This is a genomic window from Actinoallomurus sp. CA-142502, assembly GCF_050936355.1.
Lineage (GTDB): Bacteria > Actinomycetota > Actinomycetes > Streptosporangiales > Streptosporangiaceae > Actinoallomurus > Actinoallomurus iriomotensis.
The window spans coordinates 8,602,239-8,615,900 of the sequence record NZ_JBNJMY010000001.1 but is presented as its reverse complement, the minus strand read 5'-3'; the positions used below and the strand labels follow the sequence as shown (position 1 = coordinate 8,615,900).

General features: G+C 71.6%; 14 protein-coding genes. 8 read left to right on the top strand and 6 right to left on the bottom strand.

The genetic code is table 11. The annotated features are described in order from the left end of the window. Positions 1 to 71 precede the first annotated feature (71 nt). The gene (locus tag ACQEV1_RS40215) at positions 72 to 956 is read right to left on the bottom strand and encodes an oxidoreductase (protein ID WP_433401718.1); all 885 of its coding nucleotides are present in this window, start codon (positions 954 to 956) and stop codon (positions 72 to 74) included. Positions 957 to 1,049: 93 nt separating this feature from the next. Here ACQEV1_RS40215 and ACQEV1_RS40210 point away from each other — a divergent pair, with 93 nt between their 5' ends. After that, on the top strand, positions 1,050 to 1,712 hold the full coding sequence (locus tag ACQEV1_RS40210) for a DNA-binding response regulator (RefSeq protein ID WP_285627735.1): 663 nt from the start codon (positions 1,050 to 1,052) through the stop codon (positions 1,710 to 1,712). A 26-nt stretch (positions 1,713 to 1,738) separates the two neighbouring features. Here the strand turns inward: ACQEV1_RS40210 and ACQEV1_RS40205 are convergent, their stop codons facing one another. Both ACQEV1_RS40205 and recQ read right to left on the bottom strand, forming a co-directional pair. Next, complete coding sequence (locus ACQEV1_RS40205; protein WP_433401716.1) at positions 1,739 to 2,782, bottom strand: glycosyl hydrolase; 1,044 nt, start codon at positions 2,780 to 2,782, stop codon at positions 1,739 to 1,741. Between the two features lie 508 nt (positions 2,783 to 3,290). Then, complete coding sequence (gene recQ, locus ACQEV1_RS40200) at positions 3,291 to 5,123, bottom strand: DNA helicase RecQ (protein ID WP_433401714.1); 1,833 nt, start codon at positions 5,121 to 5,123, stop codon at positions 3,291 to 3,293. 92 nt (positions 5,124 to 5,215) lie between these two features. On the opposite strand from recQ, the gene ACQEV1_RS40195 reads away from it, so the two are divergent. The 3 genes from ACQEV1_RS40195 to ACQEV1_RS40185 all read left to right on the top strand — a co-directional run bounded on the left by ACQEV1_RS40195 (position 5,216) and on the right by ACQEV1_RS40185 (position 8,731). Beyond that, complete coding sequence (locus tag ACQEV1_RS40195) at positions 5,216 to 6,406, top strand: RNA-guided endonuclease InsQ/TnpB family protein (protein ID WP_433401712.1); 1,191 nt, start codon at positions 5,216 to 5,218, stop codon at positions 6,404 to 6,406. A gap of 261 nt (positions 6,407 to 6,667) precedes the next feature. Next, positions 6,668 to 7,471, top strand: coding sequence for a mechanosensitive ion channel domain-containing protein (locus ACQEV1_RS40190; RefSeq protein ID WP_285627742.1), 804 nt, complete (start codon positions 6,668 to 6,670; stop codon positions 7,469 to 7,471). 282 nt (positions 7,472 to 7,753) lie between these two features. Further along, complete coding sequence (locus tag ACQEV1_RS40185; protein WP_433401710.1) at positions 7,754 to 8,731, top strand: helix-turn-helix transcriptional regulator; 978 nt, start codon at positions 7,754 to 7,756, stop codon at positions 8,729 to 8,731. Here ACQEV1_RS40185 and ACQEV1_RS40180 read toward each other — a convergent pair whose 3' ends face one another. Further along, positions 8,732 to 10,000, bottom strand: a complete 1,269-nt coding sequence (locus tag ACQEV1_RS40180) for an amidohydrolase family protein (RefSeq protein ID WP_433401708.1) — start codon at positions 9,998 to 10,000, stop codon at positions 8,732 to 8,734. 62 nt (positions 10,001 to 10,062) lie between these two features. Between ACQEV1_RS40180 and ACQEV1_RS40175 the strand changes: the two genes are divergently transcribed. From ACQEV1_RS40175 to ACQEV1_RS40165, 3 genes are read left to right on the top strand one after another with little or no spacing between them, the layout of a single operon-like run. Then, positions 10,063 to 10,578 carry a MarR family winged helix-turn-helix transcriptional regulator gene (locus ACQEV1_RS40175; protein ID WP_285627748.1) on the top strand — a complete coding sequence of 172 codons (516 nt, stop codon included), beginning with the start codon at positions 10,063 to 10,065 and terminating at the stop codon, positions 10,576 to 10,578. 46 nt (positions 10,579 to 10,624) lie between these two features. Then, entirely contained in the window at positions 10,625 to 10,858 is a 234-nt protein-coding gene (locus ACQEV1_RS40170; RefSeq protein WP_285627750.1) for a sigma factor-like helix-turn-helix DNA-binding protein, read from the top strand. After that, positions 10,855 to 11,547, top strand: a complete 693-nt coding sequence (locus ACQEV1_RS40165; RefSeq protein ID WP_285627753.1) for an anti-sigma factor family protein — start codon at positions 10,855 to 10,857, stop codon at positions 11,545 to 11,547. The genes ACQEV1_RS40170 and ACQEV1_RS40165 overlap by 4 nt, the downstream gene beginning before the upstream one ends. 198 nt (positions 11,548 to 11,745) lie before the next feature. Here ACQEV1_RS40165 and ACQEV1_RS40160 read toward each other — a convergent pair whose 3' ends face one another. Continuing rightward, entirely contained in the window at positions 11,746 to 12,153 is a 408-nt protein-coding gene (locus tag ACQEV1_RS40160; RefSeq protein WP_433401705.1) for a Dabb family protein, read from the bottom strand. Between the two features lie 134 nt (positions 12,154 to 12,287). Here ACQEV1_RS40160 and ACQEV1_RS40155 point away from each other — a divergent pair, with 134 nt between their 5' ends. Continuing rightward, positions 12,288 to 12,947, top strand: coding sequence for a TetR/AcrR family transcriptional regulator (locus ACQEV1_RS40155; protein WP_433401703.1), 660 nt, complete (start codon positions 12,288 to 12,290; stop codon positions 12,945 to 12,947). Positions 12,948 to 12,970: 23 nt separating this feature from the next. On the opposite strand, the gene ACQEV1_RS40150 is transcribed toward ACQEV1_RS40155, so the two are convergent. Beyond that, a complete protein-coding gene (locus tag ACQEV1_RS40150) occupies positions 12,971 to 13,609 on the bottom strand; it encodes an HAD family hydrolase (RefSeq protein WP_433401701.1) in 639 nt (212 codons plus the stop codon). Positions 13,610 to 13,662 lie beyond the last annotated feature (53 nt).

The following is a 13,662-nucleotide window of genomic DNA, read 5'->3' as shown; positions in this document are numbered from 1 at the left end:
CGCGCCGCGCCGGGACGTGACGAGGGAACAGGTCAGTCCCGGCACGATCGTGCCGGGACTGACGCGGACGTTCAGCCGTTCTGCCCCGCGAGTTCGGCCAGGTCTTCTTCGGTCAGGGTGAGAGCCGCGGCGGCGACGTTCTCCTCCAGATGTTCGGGTGAGCCGGTCCCGGGAATCGCGAGCATCGCCGGGGACAGCGCCAGCAGCCAGGCCAGCGCGACCTGGGCGGCGGTGGCGTCGTGCCGCGCGGCGACCTTCGCCAGGCGTTCGGCGTCGAGGGGCCGGTCGCCTCCGCCCAGCGGGAAGTACGGCACGTACGCCACGCCCAGTTCCTCACACTGGCGGAGCAGTCCGAGGTCGTCGGCGTGGTGCACGTGGAAGTGGTTCTGCACCGCCGCGACCGGGGCGATCGACCGCGCCTCCGCGAGCTGCTCCGCGCCCACGTTGCTGATGCCCAGATGCCGGATCAGGCCCTCCTCACGCAGCCCGGCGAGCACGGCGAACCGCTCGCCGAGCGACTCCTCCGGATCCCGTGCCATGCCGCCGATGCGCAGGTAGACCAGGTCGAAACGGTCCAGGCCCAGCGCGCGCAGGTCGTCCTCGACCAGCTCGCGAAGCCGCTCCGGGCCGGCCTGGCTGGACGGCAGGCCGTCGGGACCGCGCAGCGGCCCGACCTTGGTGGCGATCACGAGGTCGTCGGCGTACGGGGACAGCGCCCGGCGGATCAGGTCGTTGGCCTCGACGCCGCCCCACGCGTAGAAACCGGCCGTGTCGATGTGGTTCACTCCCAGCTCGACCGCGCGGCGCAGCACCGCGATGCCGGTCTCCGGGTCGCGCGGCGTGCCGCCGAAGACGCCGACGGGAAGGCGCATGGCGCCGAAGCCCATCCGGCGTACCGGCCGGTCGCCGCCCAAGGTGAACTCGCCGCTCGCGGCGGCCATGATGTTCGTCGTCATGGGCTCAACCCTGCTGCGGAAACCGGGAGGCGGCCATTCGCTGACAGCAAACTGCCATTGCCCCGCGCTCTCGGCCGCCTCAGACTGGAGAACATGCCGAACGACCAGGTCATCACCGTCCGAGGCGAGGGCCAGCTCGCCGCGCGCGCCGGGCACCTGTTCACCGGGGTCAACAAAGAGTTCCTGTGCGCCGCGACCGACATGGACACCTGGTCCCAGCCCTCGACGCGGACCGTCATCGCCGCCCGGATGCAGCCGACGATCCAGCAGAGGGACCTCACCGTACGCAAGCTCTACACCTCGGCCGCGCTGGCCGACGCCGGGCAGCGCGAGCAACTGCTGCAGCTCCTGGGCATCGGCGCCCAGGTGCGCATCTGCGAGGCGGGCCTCCCGCACGAGACCATCATCATCGATCGACGGGTGATGATCCTCGCCGGTCCGTGGGTGCAGGGCGACCGGGAGTTCACCGTGACGACGTCACCGGGACTGATCGGCCCGGTGCACGCGCTGTTCGACGCCACCTGGGAGGCGGCCGCGTCCCTGGCCGACCGGCTGGAGCTGCCGCTCATCGGCCCGGACGGCCGGGCGATCCTGCGGACCCTCGGCGCGGGCATGACCGACGAGGTCGCCGCCCGGAGCATGGGCATCTCGCTGCGCACCTACCGCCGCCGGGTGGCCGAGCTGTTGCGCGCCCTCGACTCGGACTCCCGCTTCCAGGCGGGTCTCCGCGCGGGCGAGCTCGGCCTGAGCCCCTGACCCGCGCGGCGGCCCGTCTCATCCGGTCACAGGTGGATGTCGCCCCGGTGCAGGACCTGGTAGTCGTAGTAGGTGGCCTTGATGGCGTCGTCGCTGTTGTCGTTCGTCAGGTACTCCGCCCAGACCATGAAGTACGTCCACTTCGGCTGCGCGGCGAGCTGCGCCGGCGTGGGAAGCGTGCCCACCTCGGCGAGCGCGATCGGCTTGCCCGGCGCCACCGACTGCATCGCCTGGTAGTACTGGCTCGGCGGGAACGCGTTGTTCCAGCTGTCCAGCGTGGCCACGTCGACGTACGACGCGCCGGGGTAGTAGCCGGAGATGGCGCCGGCGTTCAGGTCCTTGACGTTCCAGACCCAGATCAGGTTGGTCAGGCCCTTGGTGCCCACGAGGTAGTCGTGGGTGAGCTGGTACAGCTTCGCGCTGCCGCCGGGGCCCGGGCGTCCGCCCCACCACGCCCAGCCGTCGTTCATCTCGTGCAGAACCCGCCACAGCACGGGCACGCCGGCGTCCTTGAGGCTCTGCAGGTACGGGACGATCGTGTCGAGGCGGGCTTTCCAGGCGTTGTTCAGGGCCGTGCCGTTGGTGACGAGCTCACTCCACTGGCCGTCGGTCAGGTGGCTCTCGACGCCGCTCTCCCAGCCGCACGGCTCGGCCATGGTGGGCGGGCACATGTGCCACATCAGGGCGACGAGCGAGCCGGCGTTCCACTCGTTGCGGGCCTCGGCCACCATGGTGGCGCGGTGTGCGATGTCATCCTGCGAGTACAGGAAGTCGCCGCCCCACAGCCCGGGATACACGCCGGTGATGTCGTGCACCTTGTCGGTCCAGATGGCGGGCGACGCGTTGGGCTCGCGGTTGTGCTGCCCGGAGACGGTGTGATCACCGGAGATCGTCTTCAGGTAGGCGACGACGCCGGCGGCCGTGGCGGCCGGTCGCACGGCATCGGGGCGGCGAGCGCCGGTGGCGATGGGCCGTGCGACGGCGACGGTCCCGGCGTTGCCGGCCGCGGTCAGGCCTAAGGCGGCGAGCAGCGCGACGGCCGCGTACGCCATTCGATGGGTGAGTCGCATTCCGATCCTCCTCATGCTGGCGGACTTGAGGTGGTGTTACAAACCGGTTTTTTCGGCTTTGACCAGCGAGATCTGGTCAACCTATCGACAGGGGGAGGCCGCTTGCTAAACCGGTTTTGTAAGAGTTGTTTACCGTAATACCACGCCTGGGTGCGGCCGACAACCCCTCGCCTGTGGGGTCATTCGCCGTGGTCGGTGGAGTGTGGCGGACCTCGCGGCCCGGGTGGGAACGACCGCCGCCTCCGAAGGGCGGTCGGCAGCGTTCGTGCGCTCGCGCCGCACGCCGTTCAGGCCGCGATCACCTCGGGGGGCTCCTCGCATTTCAACCTGTCCGCCGGGACTTCGATGACCGTCCCCGGACCAGCCGCCACCACCCGTCACCGGCGTGACCCCGCGGTTCCACAAGGAGACGCGTTCGCTACGGGCCCCAGGGGAGGAGAGCGCCTTCGCCGATCTCGCGTCCACTCGAGGTCCAGCGGCATGAGTGGAACGCTCGGACCGGGGGTGGCTACTCGGCGAGGGTGTCGAGGATCTGCTGGCCGTACTTTGCCAGCTTGTTCTCGCCGACGCCGTTGACCGTGCTCAGCTCCTCCAGTGAGGACGGGCGTACGGTGGCGATCTCGCGGAGGGTCTTGTCGTGGAACACGACGTACGGCGGGACGCCCTGCTCCTTCGCGCTGGCAGCGCGCCAGGCGCGGAGTTTCTCGAAGACGGGTGCCGCCTCCTCCGGCAGCTCGGCGGCGGCGGCCTTCGCGGCCTTGGCGAGTTTGGCCTTCGGGGTGCGTTCGGGCTCGCGGCGCATCAAGACCTCGCGTTCGCGGCGGAGCACCGAGGCGCTCCCGTCGGTGAGCGCCAGCGTGCCGTGGTCGGGCTCGACGGCCAGCAGGCCGCGGGCCAGCAGCTGCCGGACGACGCCCCGCCATTCGTTCGCGGACAGGTCGGCGCCGACGCCGAACACGGTCAGCTCGTCGTGGTCGAACTGGATGACCTTCGGCGTCTTCTTGCCCATGAGGATGTCGATGACGTGGCCGGCCCCGAACCGCTGCCGGCGCTCACGGTCGAGCCGGTACACCGCCGACAGCACCTTCTGGGCGGCGATCGTGCCGTCCCAGGACTCGGGCGGCGTCAGGCACGTGTCGCAGTTGCCGCACGGCTTGCCCTCCTGGCCGAAGTAGGCGAGCAGCTGCACCCGCCGGCACTCCACCGTCTCGCACAGGGCCAGCATGGAGTCCAGGTGCCGGCCCTGCCGGCGCCGGTGCGCGTCGTCCCCCTCGGAAGTTTCGACCAGTTTGCGGAGCTGGACGACGTCCTGCAGGCCGTACGCCAGCCAGGCCGTCGACGGCAGCCCGTCACGCCCGGCGCGGCCGGTCTCCTGGTAGTAGCCCTCGACCGACTTGGGCAGGTCGAGGTGGGCGACGAAACGCACGTCGGGCTTGTCGATGCCCATGCCGAACGCGATCGTCGCCACGATGACGACGCCGTCCTCGCGCAGGAACCGCGCCTGGTTGGCCGCGCGCGTGCCGGCGTCGAGGCCCGCGTGGTAGGGGAGCGCCGGGATGCCGTTGGCCACCAGGAACTCGGCGATCTTCTCCACGGAACTGCGCGACAGGCAGTAGACGATGCCCGCGTCGCCCGCGTGCTCGGTGCGCAGCAGCTCCAGGAGCTGGCGCCTCGGCTCGGTCTTCGGGGTGATGCGGTATTGGATGTTCGGCCGGTCGAAGCTCGCCACGAAGTGACGGGCGTCTTCGAGCCGCAGGCGGCCGGCGATCTCCTGGTGGGTGGCCGGGGTGGCGGTCGCGGTGAGCGCGATCCGCGGCACGTCGGGCCAGCGCTCGTGCAGGGCGGACAGCGCGAGGTAGTCGGGCCGGAAGTCGTGCCCCCACTGGGAGACGCAGTGCGCCTCGTCGATCGCGAACAGCGCGATGTCGCCGCCGTCGAGCAGCTTCTGCGTCGACTCCAGCCGCAGCCGCTCCGGCGCGAGGTAGAGCAGGTCGAGCTCCCCGGCGCGGAACGTCGCCTCCACCACGCGCTGCTGGTCGTAGTCGAGCGAGGAGTTGAGGAAGTCGGCCCGTACGCCGAGGGCGCGCAGGGCGTCGACCTGGTCCTGCATGAGCGCGATGAGCGGGGAGACGACCACGCCGGTGCCGCGCCGTACGAGAGCCGGGATCTGGTAGCACAGGGACTTGCCGCCGCCCGTCGGCATCAGCACGAGGGCGTCGCCCCCGGCCACGACGTGCTCGATGATCTCGCCCTGCCCCTCGCGGAACTCGTCGTAGCCGAAGACCCGTCGCAGCACCTGCGACGCGTCGCTGTCGTGGAGATCGAGAGCCGGGGCGGTCATGCGGCTGCGCGGCGTGGAGACCCGGTCTTCAGATCGGGGAAGAAACGCCGCTCCCTCCTTGGAATGTCGGTGGTGGTGGTTAGCGTCGTGGCATGCGATTTCGGCTCCAGCCCACGCCCGTTCAAGACGCGGCGTTGCTGGAGCACTGCGCACATGCCCGGTATGTCTGGAATCTCGCGTGTGAGCAGCATCTGCATTGGCGGCCGGGGCGGGTGAGTGCGCCGGGGTATGCCGAGCAGTCCCGTCAGTTGACTGAGGCCAGGAGAGAGTTCGCGTGGTTGGCGGCGGGGTCTCAGACGGTGCAGCAGCAGGCGTTGCGGGATTTCGCTCAGGCCGTTACGAATTTCTTCGCCGGGACGCATCGGCGTCCGAGGTGGCGTAAGGCGGGTGTGCATGAGGGGTTCCGGATTGTTGGGCAGCGCGGTCGTCAGTGGGATGTTCGGCGGCTGTCTCGCATGGTGGGTGAGGTGTGGGTTCCGAAGGTGGGTTGGGTGCGGTTCCGCTGGTCCCGTGACATCCCCGCCGAGGCCAAGTCGTTTCGGGTGAACCGGGATCGGGCGGGCCGCTGGCATGTCTGTTTCGCGGTGATCCCGCGACCGGTCGAGGGGCCGGGTACGGGTGTGGTCGTGGGTGTGGATCGTGGTGTGGCCGTCTCGGCCGCCCTGTCCACCGGTGAGCTGTCCTCGGCGTCGGGCCTGCGCGAGACGGAGGCCGAGCGGCTGGGGCGGCTGCAGCGCCGGTTGGCGCGCGCTGCGCCGGGGTCGAACCGGCGCAGGCGCATCAAGATCGCGATCGCCCGGTTGAAAGCCCGCGAAACCGACCGGCGTAAGGACTGGGTGGAGAAGACCTCCACCGATCTGGCCCGCCGCTTCGACCTGATCCGCGTCGAAGATTTGAAGATCAAGAACATGGTCCGTTCCGCACGCGGCACCATCGCCGCACCGGGGGTGAACGTGCGGGCCAAGGCCGGGCTCAACCGTTCCATCCACGCGGCCGGATGGGGCCAGCTGGCGACCCGCTTGGAGCAGAAGGCTGCGGGCCGGGTGGAGAAGATCGATCCCGCGTACTCGTCTCAAATCTGTCATGCCTGTGGGCATTGCGCAGCGGATAACCGTGAGAGCCAAGCGGTCTTTCGCTGTCGCGCCTGCGGGCATGTCGATCACGCGGATGTGAACGCGGCCAAGAACATCGCCGTCGGACGGACGGTGACAGCGCGGGGAGCCCTCCAGCCGTCGGGCGGGGCCTTGAACCGCGAACCTCAACCTGTTCCCTCCTCTGCGTAGGGGATCGGGTTGGAATCCCCTGCCTTCAGGCGGGGGAGGACGTCAAGCGGCCACTTTAGAAGGCGCCGGGGACGCTCGCGGGCCGAAGGGCGGGGTTGTGGACAACTCGGCGCCGGGACCGAGACAACCGCACGGATCCGTACGACAATGGCCCGGCACGGATTACGCGCGAGCACGGACCGCGCGGCAGAGGCTCGGGACACCGCCGATACGGTTGGGGCCGGAGTGCCCGATGCCTCGACCGCGTGGAGGAGTTCGCGGGTGAACCAGACCCAGATGGTCGACCAGTTGGTGGAACAGGTGGCCAAGGTACGGAACCGCGCACGGCCGTGGCGGTCCATCTTCGCGCTGCTCCTGGCCGTGCTCGCCATGATCGGATCGATCCTCGCCCGCCAGCATTCACGGGACGTGCACGGCAGTCTTCCGCTGGAGATGGCCGCGGCGGGCTGCGCCGCGGCGTTCTTCGTGTTCGGGTTCGGCGCCACGCTGGGGCTGTCCGGGCGGGCGCGCGACATCCTGCTGCCGCGCATCGGCAACGCGCACGCGACGATGGTGCGGTTGCTGATCGTGCTCATCGCCGGGCTCGCCACCCTGGTGCTCACGATGCAACTGCTCAGCCTGCCCGTCGGGCAGCTCGTGCTCGGCGGCGCCCTGACCGGTGTGCTCGTCGGCATCGCGGCCCAGCAGACGCTCGCGAACCTGTTCGCCGGCATCATCCTGCTGCTGTCCAAGCCGTTCGTGGTCGGCGACGACGTGCACCTGTGGTCCGGGCCGCTCGGCGGGGAGTTCGACGGCACGGTCCTGGAGATCGGCCTGACGTACGTGCGGATCGAGGCCTCGGACGGGGAGTACCGGCTGCCCAACGCCCAGGTGCTGTCCGCCGCCGTGGGGCCGCGCGTCTCCGCGCCGCCGGCCGCCACCGCGACGGCCACCGGCGTGATGGCCACGGCGCAGGCGCTCCCGGCCGAGGCCGACCCGGCCCAGCCCGCCTCCGCGCCCCAGACCGTGCACATCGCGGCCCAGACCCACGACGGCGATGCCCCCGAGGAGCCCGGGCCGCGTTAGCGCGAGCGGCCCAAGGAGAGAGCAGGCCGAAGACGCCGTTTCCCCTCGCGTCGTGTGTCGTTCGTCGAATGGACCGGGGCACAGTAAGGTCGGAGGGCGCGGGCCGGCGGCCCGCGACGGGTCAAGCAGCGGCCCGGGATTTCCTCGATCCCGGAGGCCGACGATGTCCGCCCGCGTTCCCGACCTGACGGTCGAACGCCTCACCCGCACCGAGCGCCGTCCTCACCTCGGCGTACGCACCGGGCGGCCGCTCAGCCACGCCCCTCGGATCGCGCCTCCCCAATGAGCGACCCGTCCACGACCCCGCTGGCGCGCGGGGAGTTCGTCACGACCGATCCGGAGTCGGCGCGGGAGTACCTGGCCGGCGCGTACGGGACGGGCCTGCGCATGGCTCCCACCGCCGTACGCCCCCGGTTCCGGTTCGTCCGGGTCGACGCCGGGCCGTTCACGGTCGACGAGCTGCAGATGCCCGCGGACCTCGACTTCGACGCGGACGCCGTGGGCAGGCTCATCGTGACCCGGATCGACGCCGGCGCGATCGAGCGTCGCTCCGCGGGCTCGCGGGAGCGGTTCGCGGCCGGGGAGATCTACGTCAGCGCCCGCCCCGACCTGCCGTACTCGGCCCGGACGCTCGGCCTCGAGGCGCAGACGGTGACGCTCGACCTGTCCCTTCTCCGGCACGTCGCCGGCGCGCCCGACGGCGAGGCGCCGGGTCCCCTCCGGTTCGACGACTTCCGGCCCGTCACGCCCGCGGCGGCCGAGAACTGGAAGCGCACCGCGGCGTACGTCACGGAACGGCTGCTCACCAACGCCGAGGCCGCCGCGCAGCCGCTCATCATCGGCAACGCCGCCCGGCTCCTGGCCGCCTCGGCCCTGACCGCCTTCCCGAACACGATCGTGCCCGCCCCGGCGCCGCGAGACCGGGCCGACAGCACGCCCGCGATGCTGCGCCGCGCCATCGCGTTCATCGACGCGAACGCCGACCGTGACATCAGCGTCGCCGACATGGCCGAGGCGGCCCGCGTGACGCCCCGGGCGCTGCAGTACGCCTTCCGGCGCCACCGCGGCACCACGCCGACCGCCTATCTGCGGCGGGTGCGCCTGGCCCGCGCGCACGAGGACCTACGGCGCGCGGACCCCACGCGCGGCGACACGGTGACCGCCATCGCCGCGCGCTGGGGATTCCTGCACTTCGGGCGCTTCGCCGCCGAGTACCGGCGGGCGTACGGGCAGACGCCCCGGACGACGCTGCACAGCTGATCAGGCGGCGACGTGAGCCGCCGACTCCCGCAGCGACGCCAGGACCGCGGGCACGTCGTGGTGGAGCAGCCGGCCGTCGCGCTTGACCACGCGGCCCGCCACCAGGACGGTGTCGACGCAGCTCGTGTCGGCGGACAGGACCAGGGCGCCGACCGGGTCGTGCGCCGGCGCCGTCGCGAGGGAATCGGCGCGGACGAGCACCAGGTCGGCCTGCTTGCCCACGCGCAGCGACCCGGTCACCTCGCCCAGGCCCACCACCTCGGCGCCCTCGATGGTGGCCATCCGCAGGACGTCGCGGGTGGTGACCTCCGAGCCGCGGGCGCGTTCGAGCGTGTACGCCGCGCGCATCAGGCCGAACATGTCACCCGGTCCGCTCGCCACCGTGTCCGCGCTCAGGCCGGTCGGCACGCCGGCGGCGCGGGCCCGGCCCGTCGCCGGGTAGCCGATGCCCAGCTCGACCTCGACCAGCGGTGACACCGACGCCGTGCCGCCGCTGTCGGCGATCCGTTTCAGGTCGTCGTCGGTGTAGTGGTTCGGGTGGACGTAGGTGATTCCCGGGCCGAAGAGGCCGTTCTCCCGCAGGAACGCCAGGCCGCGCTCGGCGCTGTCCCGGCCGTGGCCGCCCATGTGCACGGTCACCGGCAGCCCGAGGTCGCGGGCGAGCCGCCACTCGTGCGCGGCCAAACCCTCGCCGGCGATCTCCGGGCCGAGGGCCGCGACCGCCAGAGTCACCAACGGGTCGACGCCGGCGTACGCGCGGTGGACGCGGCGGCCCTCCTTCGCGATCCCCTCCGGGCCGTCCGGTCCGCCGTAGCAGTAGCCGAGGACGGCGCGGATGCCCGAGGCGCGGAGCGCCGCGACCGTCGCCTCCGTGTGCGCGGGGGAGAACTGGACGTGCGACCAGTCGAGCAGAGTCGTGATCCCGGCGTTCAGGCATTCGAGCGCGCCGGCCAGGTTGCCCGCGTACACGTCCTCGGGCCGGTGTCGCGGCGCGAGTCCGGCGAGGACGCGCTCCAGGTAGCCGGGGAAGGAGATGTCCGGCGCGATGGCGCGGATCGTCGCCTGCCAGGTGTGCCGGTGGGTGTCCACGAACCCCGGCAGCACGATGCGCCCGGTCGCGTCGATCACCTCCGCGCCCGGCGGGGACGGCAGGCCGGTGCCGACCGCGGAGATCAGGCCGTCCTCGACGAGCACGTCGGTGTGGCCGGTGACGGAGGGGAGCGGGTCGGTGTCGAGTACGGCGGCGGCGCCCCGCAGCAGGATGCTCATGGACACATAGCTTATGAAAAAGCTTTCGCGAAAGCTATATCCGTGGACAGTATCGTGGACCCGTGTCAGACGACGGGATCCGCGACGAGGTCGACGCCCTCGTGCCCGGCTGGGCGGCCGAGCTGCCGCCCCGGCTCGTCGCGGCCCTGGAGCTGAGCAAGCGCCTGTCCCGCGTGAGCGGCCTGTTCGAGCAGGCCATCCGCGCCGAACTGGGCGAGCTCGGGCTGACCTACGCCGAGTTCGACGTGCTCGCGGCGCTGAACCGCACCGGCCCGCCGTACCGGCTCAAACCGAGCGAGCTGTCCCGGTCGCTGTTCCTGACCTCGGGCGGGATCAGCAACGTCCTGCAGCGCCTGGAGGCGGGTGGCCACGTCGAACGCGGGGCGAACCCGGGCGACGGGCGCAGCCGCTGGGTCGGGCTCACCGGCGCTGGACGCGAGCTCGTCGCGACGGCGCTCGACGCCTCGGGCCGCGCCCACCTGGAGGTCCTCGCCGGTGTGCCGGACGAGGCCGTACGCCACGCGGCCGACGCCCTCCGTGACGTACTGGCGATCGCCGGCCGGCGGTCCGTCCGCTGAGGCGCCGCCGTCATGAACCCGCGGAGCACGGCGGCCGTTGTTTCCAGTGAAGGCCGCTGACGGATCGGAGGACGCCCTGCGCCAGGTGGTGATCGCGGAAGCGTTGAACGGACTCTCGCGGGATCACCGCGAGGTCCTGACCGAGACCGTCATGCGGAGGCGTACGGTCAACGAGGCCGCGGATATATTGGGCCTGCCGGTGAGCATCGTTAAGAGCCGGGTCTACTACGCGCTCCGGGCATTGCGCATCCTGCTCGAGGAGCGAGGGGTGACGACATGAGCGTCGAGCACACCGACGTCGGTGCCTACGCTCTCGGCCTGCTCGAAGACGACGACCGCCGGGCGTTCGAGCAGCACGTGACCGGCTGCGCCGAATGCACGGCCGAACTCCACGGCCTCGCCGGCATGCGGGCCCTGCTCACCGGCGTCGGCCCGGTCGAGGCCGACGACGGCGACCTCCCCGACGGGGTTCCGGACCTGCTGAGCCGCCGGAGGCGCGAGGACCGCCGCCGGCGACGCGGCACGCTGGTGATCGGACTGGCGGCCGGCGTCGCGCTCGTCGCCGGCGGAGTCACGGCCGGCGCCGCCCTCGTCTCGCCGGGCGGCGGCACCCACCAGCACGGCAGCCCCGCCGCCGACGTTCTCGCCAAGGGCACACGCCACACGGCCACCGACCCGACGACGCACGCCGTGGCCGTGGTGGCGACCCGGCCGGAGACCTTCGGCACGGAGGTCGGCCTGGATCTGGCCGGCGTCCGCGGACCGCTGACCTGCCGGCTGGTGGCCGTACTCCGGTCGGGACGACAGCAGGCGGTCACCGAGTGGGCCGTGCCGCCGAAGGGCTACGGCGTGCCCGGCTCACGAGCCCACCTCCAGGTCCACGGCGGCATCGCGGCGTCGCCGGGCGAGGTGAGCCGCTACGACGTCCTGATCGAGGGCGGCGGCCGACTGGTGAGCATCCCCGTCTGACGGGCACGGCGCGCGGCTCGGTGCGCCCACTGTTACGGAAGGCAGGCCAGACCGGGAGAGCAATTGGGGTCGGCGGGTCGGTGCGGCGTCTGGGCCGGTGCGTCTGGCTGTCGCCGCGCTGGGTGGTGCCCAGCGCGGCCGAACAGTGCCTGGGGTGGAGCGCGCTGGCGGGTACGGGCACGCTGCTGCGCGGGGCCGTCAGGCTTGGGTCGGGATGCGGCCGTTCGGGATCTCGTCGAGGAGGCGGCCGTACTCCGGGTGCGTGGCGACCTTCCGCAGGTGCATCGCGGTGATCTTCTCGTGCAGCTCGCCGTCCGGGTCGTCCGACAGGCGGACCGCCGACAGGCGCTCGAAGTGGGGGAGGATGCCGGGGTCGCCGGCCAGGTGGACCGGGTCGTACATGTATCGCTCCAGGGCCGCCAGGTCCTCGACGGCCGCGCAGAACGCGTGCGTGTAGCCCTCGGCGGGGTCGCCCAGGTCCTGGCCGACGGTCGCGAAGGACACCGACTCCACGCTCGCCGTCCGTCTCATCGCCGCGAGGACCTCGGCCTTCTTCTCCTCGCTGGTGCCGTCCTTGAAGCTGAAACGCAGGATGTTGACGATCATGCTACGACTCCTGTCCTTACCCATGAGGCTGTTGAATTGAACTTGCGCGTTCAATTTAACGCCACGACACGTTCGGATACAAGCGGGTTCAGCTGGTTGAACTCACGCGTCAGCTCCGGCGATAGACTGCGGGCGTGGTAGACGTGGTGGCCGGGCGTACGGGCTCGCGGGGGCGGATCGACAAGCGGCAGGCCATCCTGGACGCCGCCTTTCCCGTCTTCGCCCGTCGGGGGTACGCGGAGGCCGGGGTGCAGGAGATCGCCGAGGAGGCCGGTGTCGCCAAGCCGACCGTCTACAGCCACTTCGGCGACAAGGAGAACCTCTTCCGCGCCGCCATGGCGTCCGCGGCCGACGCGGTCCTGGCGGACAACCTCGCCGTCATCGAGCGGCTGCGCGATCCGGGGGAGGACCTCCACGCCGCCCTGGAGGAGGTGGCGTACCGGATGCTCCAGGTGTGCTGCGGCGAGCGTTCCCTGGCACTGCGGTGGCTGACCTACGCCCAGGTCGCCCGCTTCCCCGACCTGATCGACGTCGTGCAGGGCCGTACCGCGAAGGGGCTCGGCGAGGCGCTGGCGGACCGGCTGGCACGCCTGTCACTGTCCGGCCGCCTGTGCCCCTGCGACCCGGCGCGGGCCGCCGAACAGCTCCTGGCGCTGCTGACCGGCCCGATGGAGGCCCGGTCCGGGCTGGGCACCCGCAAGGTTCCGGCCGCGGAGGCGCGTGCGGTGGCCGAAGCGGCGGTCGACACCTTCCTGAAGGCCTACGGCACGCCGGCCGGGCGCGGCCGGCCCTGAGCCCTCACGGCGCCGGCCTCGGGTCAGGAAGCGAGGAGAGCACGGCCGAGCGCGTACGCCCCGGCCAGATCGTTGCCGCGGTAACTCACGGCGGCCAGGTCGGCGAGGTGATGATCGGCGTTCACCGCCACCGTCTTGGTCAGCCGGCGGAACAGCGGAGCGTCCGACATCGAGTCGCCGTAGGCCACGCACCGGGAGCGCGCGAGGTCGTACCGCTCGCACATCTCCTCCACGATCCGCGCCTTGTCGCCCGGCGTGAGGATCTTCGCCGGGTCGAGCGGTTCGAGGAAGGGCAGCGCCGGGAACCGCGAGGCCACCACCTCGTCGAACCCCAGGCCGAGAAGGTGCCGTGCGAAGAAGTCGGGTGACATGGTGATCACCACGCACCGCTCACCGCGCTCCCGGATGTCCGCGCAGACCTCGCGGATGCCGGTCAGCCAGGGGCTCGCGGCGAACACCTCGGCGACGGCCGACGGCGTCAGGTCCCGCCACAGCGCATGGATGGCGGTCGCGAACCCCCGGGTGTCGATCTCGCCGGCCGCGAAGCGCGCCTCCAGCTCGACCAGCTCCCTCGTGGATCCGAGGTGCCGGGCGATCTGCAGGCCGGCCGTCGTCCCTTCGAGCAGCGTGCCGTCCATGTCGAAGACGTGCAGAGTCACCACGGCAGGTAAGTCTGGCGATCGACCGCTCGCCGCACCAGCGAATAAACGGGCGT

What these genes read in the sequence shown, in the direction of transcription:
- ACQEV1_RS40160 (WP_433401705.1), bottom strand. Translation starts at nt 12,153, where the DNA reads ATGATCGTCAACATCCTGCGTTTCAGCTTCAAGGACGGCACCAGCGAG.
- ACQEV1_RS40210 (WP_285627735.1), top strand. Translation starts at nt 1,050, where the DNA reads ATGCCGAACGACCAGGTCATCACCGTCCGAGGCGAGGGCCAGCTCGCC.
- ACQEV1_RS40195 (WP_433401712.1), top strand. Translation starts at nt 5,216, where the DNA reads ATGCGATTTCGGCTCCAGCCCACGCCCGTTCAAGACGCGGCGTTGCTG.
- ACQEV1_RS40205 (WP_433401716.1), bottom strand. Translation starts at nt 2,782, where the DNA reads ATGCGACTCACCCATCGAATGGCGTACGCGGCCGTCGCGCTGCTCGCC.
- ACQEV1_RS40165 (WP_285627753.1), top strand. Translation starts at nt 10,855, where the DNA reads ATGAGCGTCGAGCACACCGACGTCGGTGCCTACGCTCTCGGCCTGCTC.
- ACQEV1_RS40215 (WP_433401718.1), bottom strand. Translation starts at nt 956, where the DNA reads ATGACGACGAACATCATGGCCGCCGCGAGCGGCGAGTTCACCTTGGGC.
- ACQEV1_RS40185 (WP_433401710.1), top strand. Translation starts at nt 7,754, where the DNA reads ATGAGCGACCCGTCCACGACCCCGCTGGCGCGCGGGGAGTTCGTCACG.
- ACQEV1_RS40180 (WP_433401708.1), bottom strand. Translation starts at nt 10,000, where the DNA reads ATGAGCATCCTGCTGCGGGGCGCCGCCGCCGTACTCGACACCGACCCG.
- recQ (WP_433401714.1), bottom strand. Translation starts at nt 5,123, where the DNA reads ATGACCGCCCCGGCTCTCGATCTCCACGACAGCGACGCGTCGCAGGTG.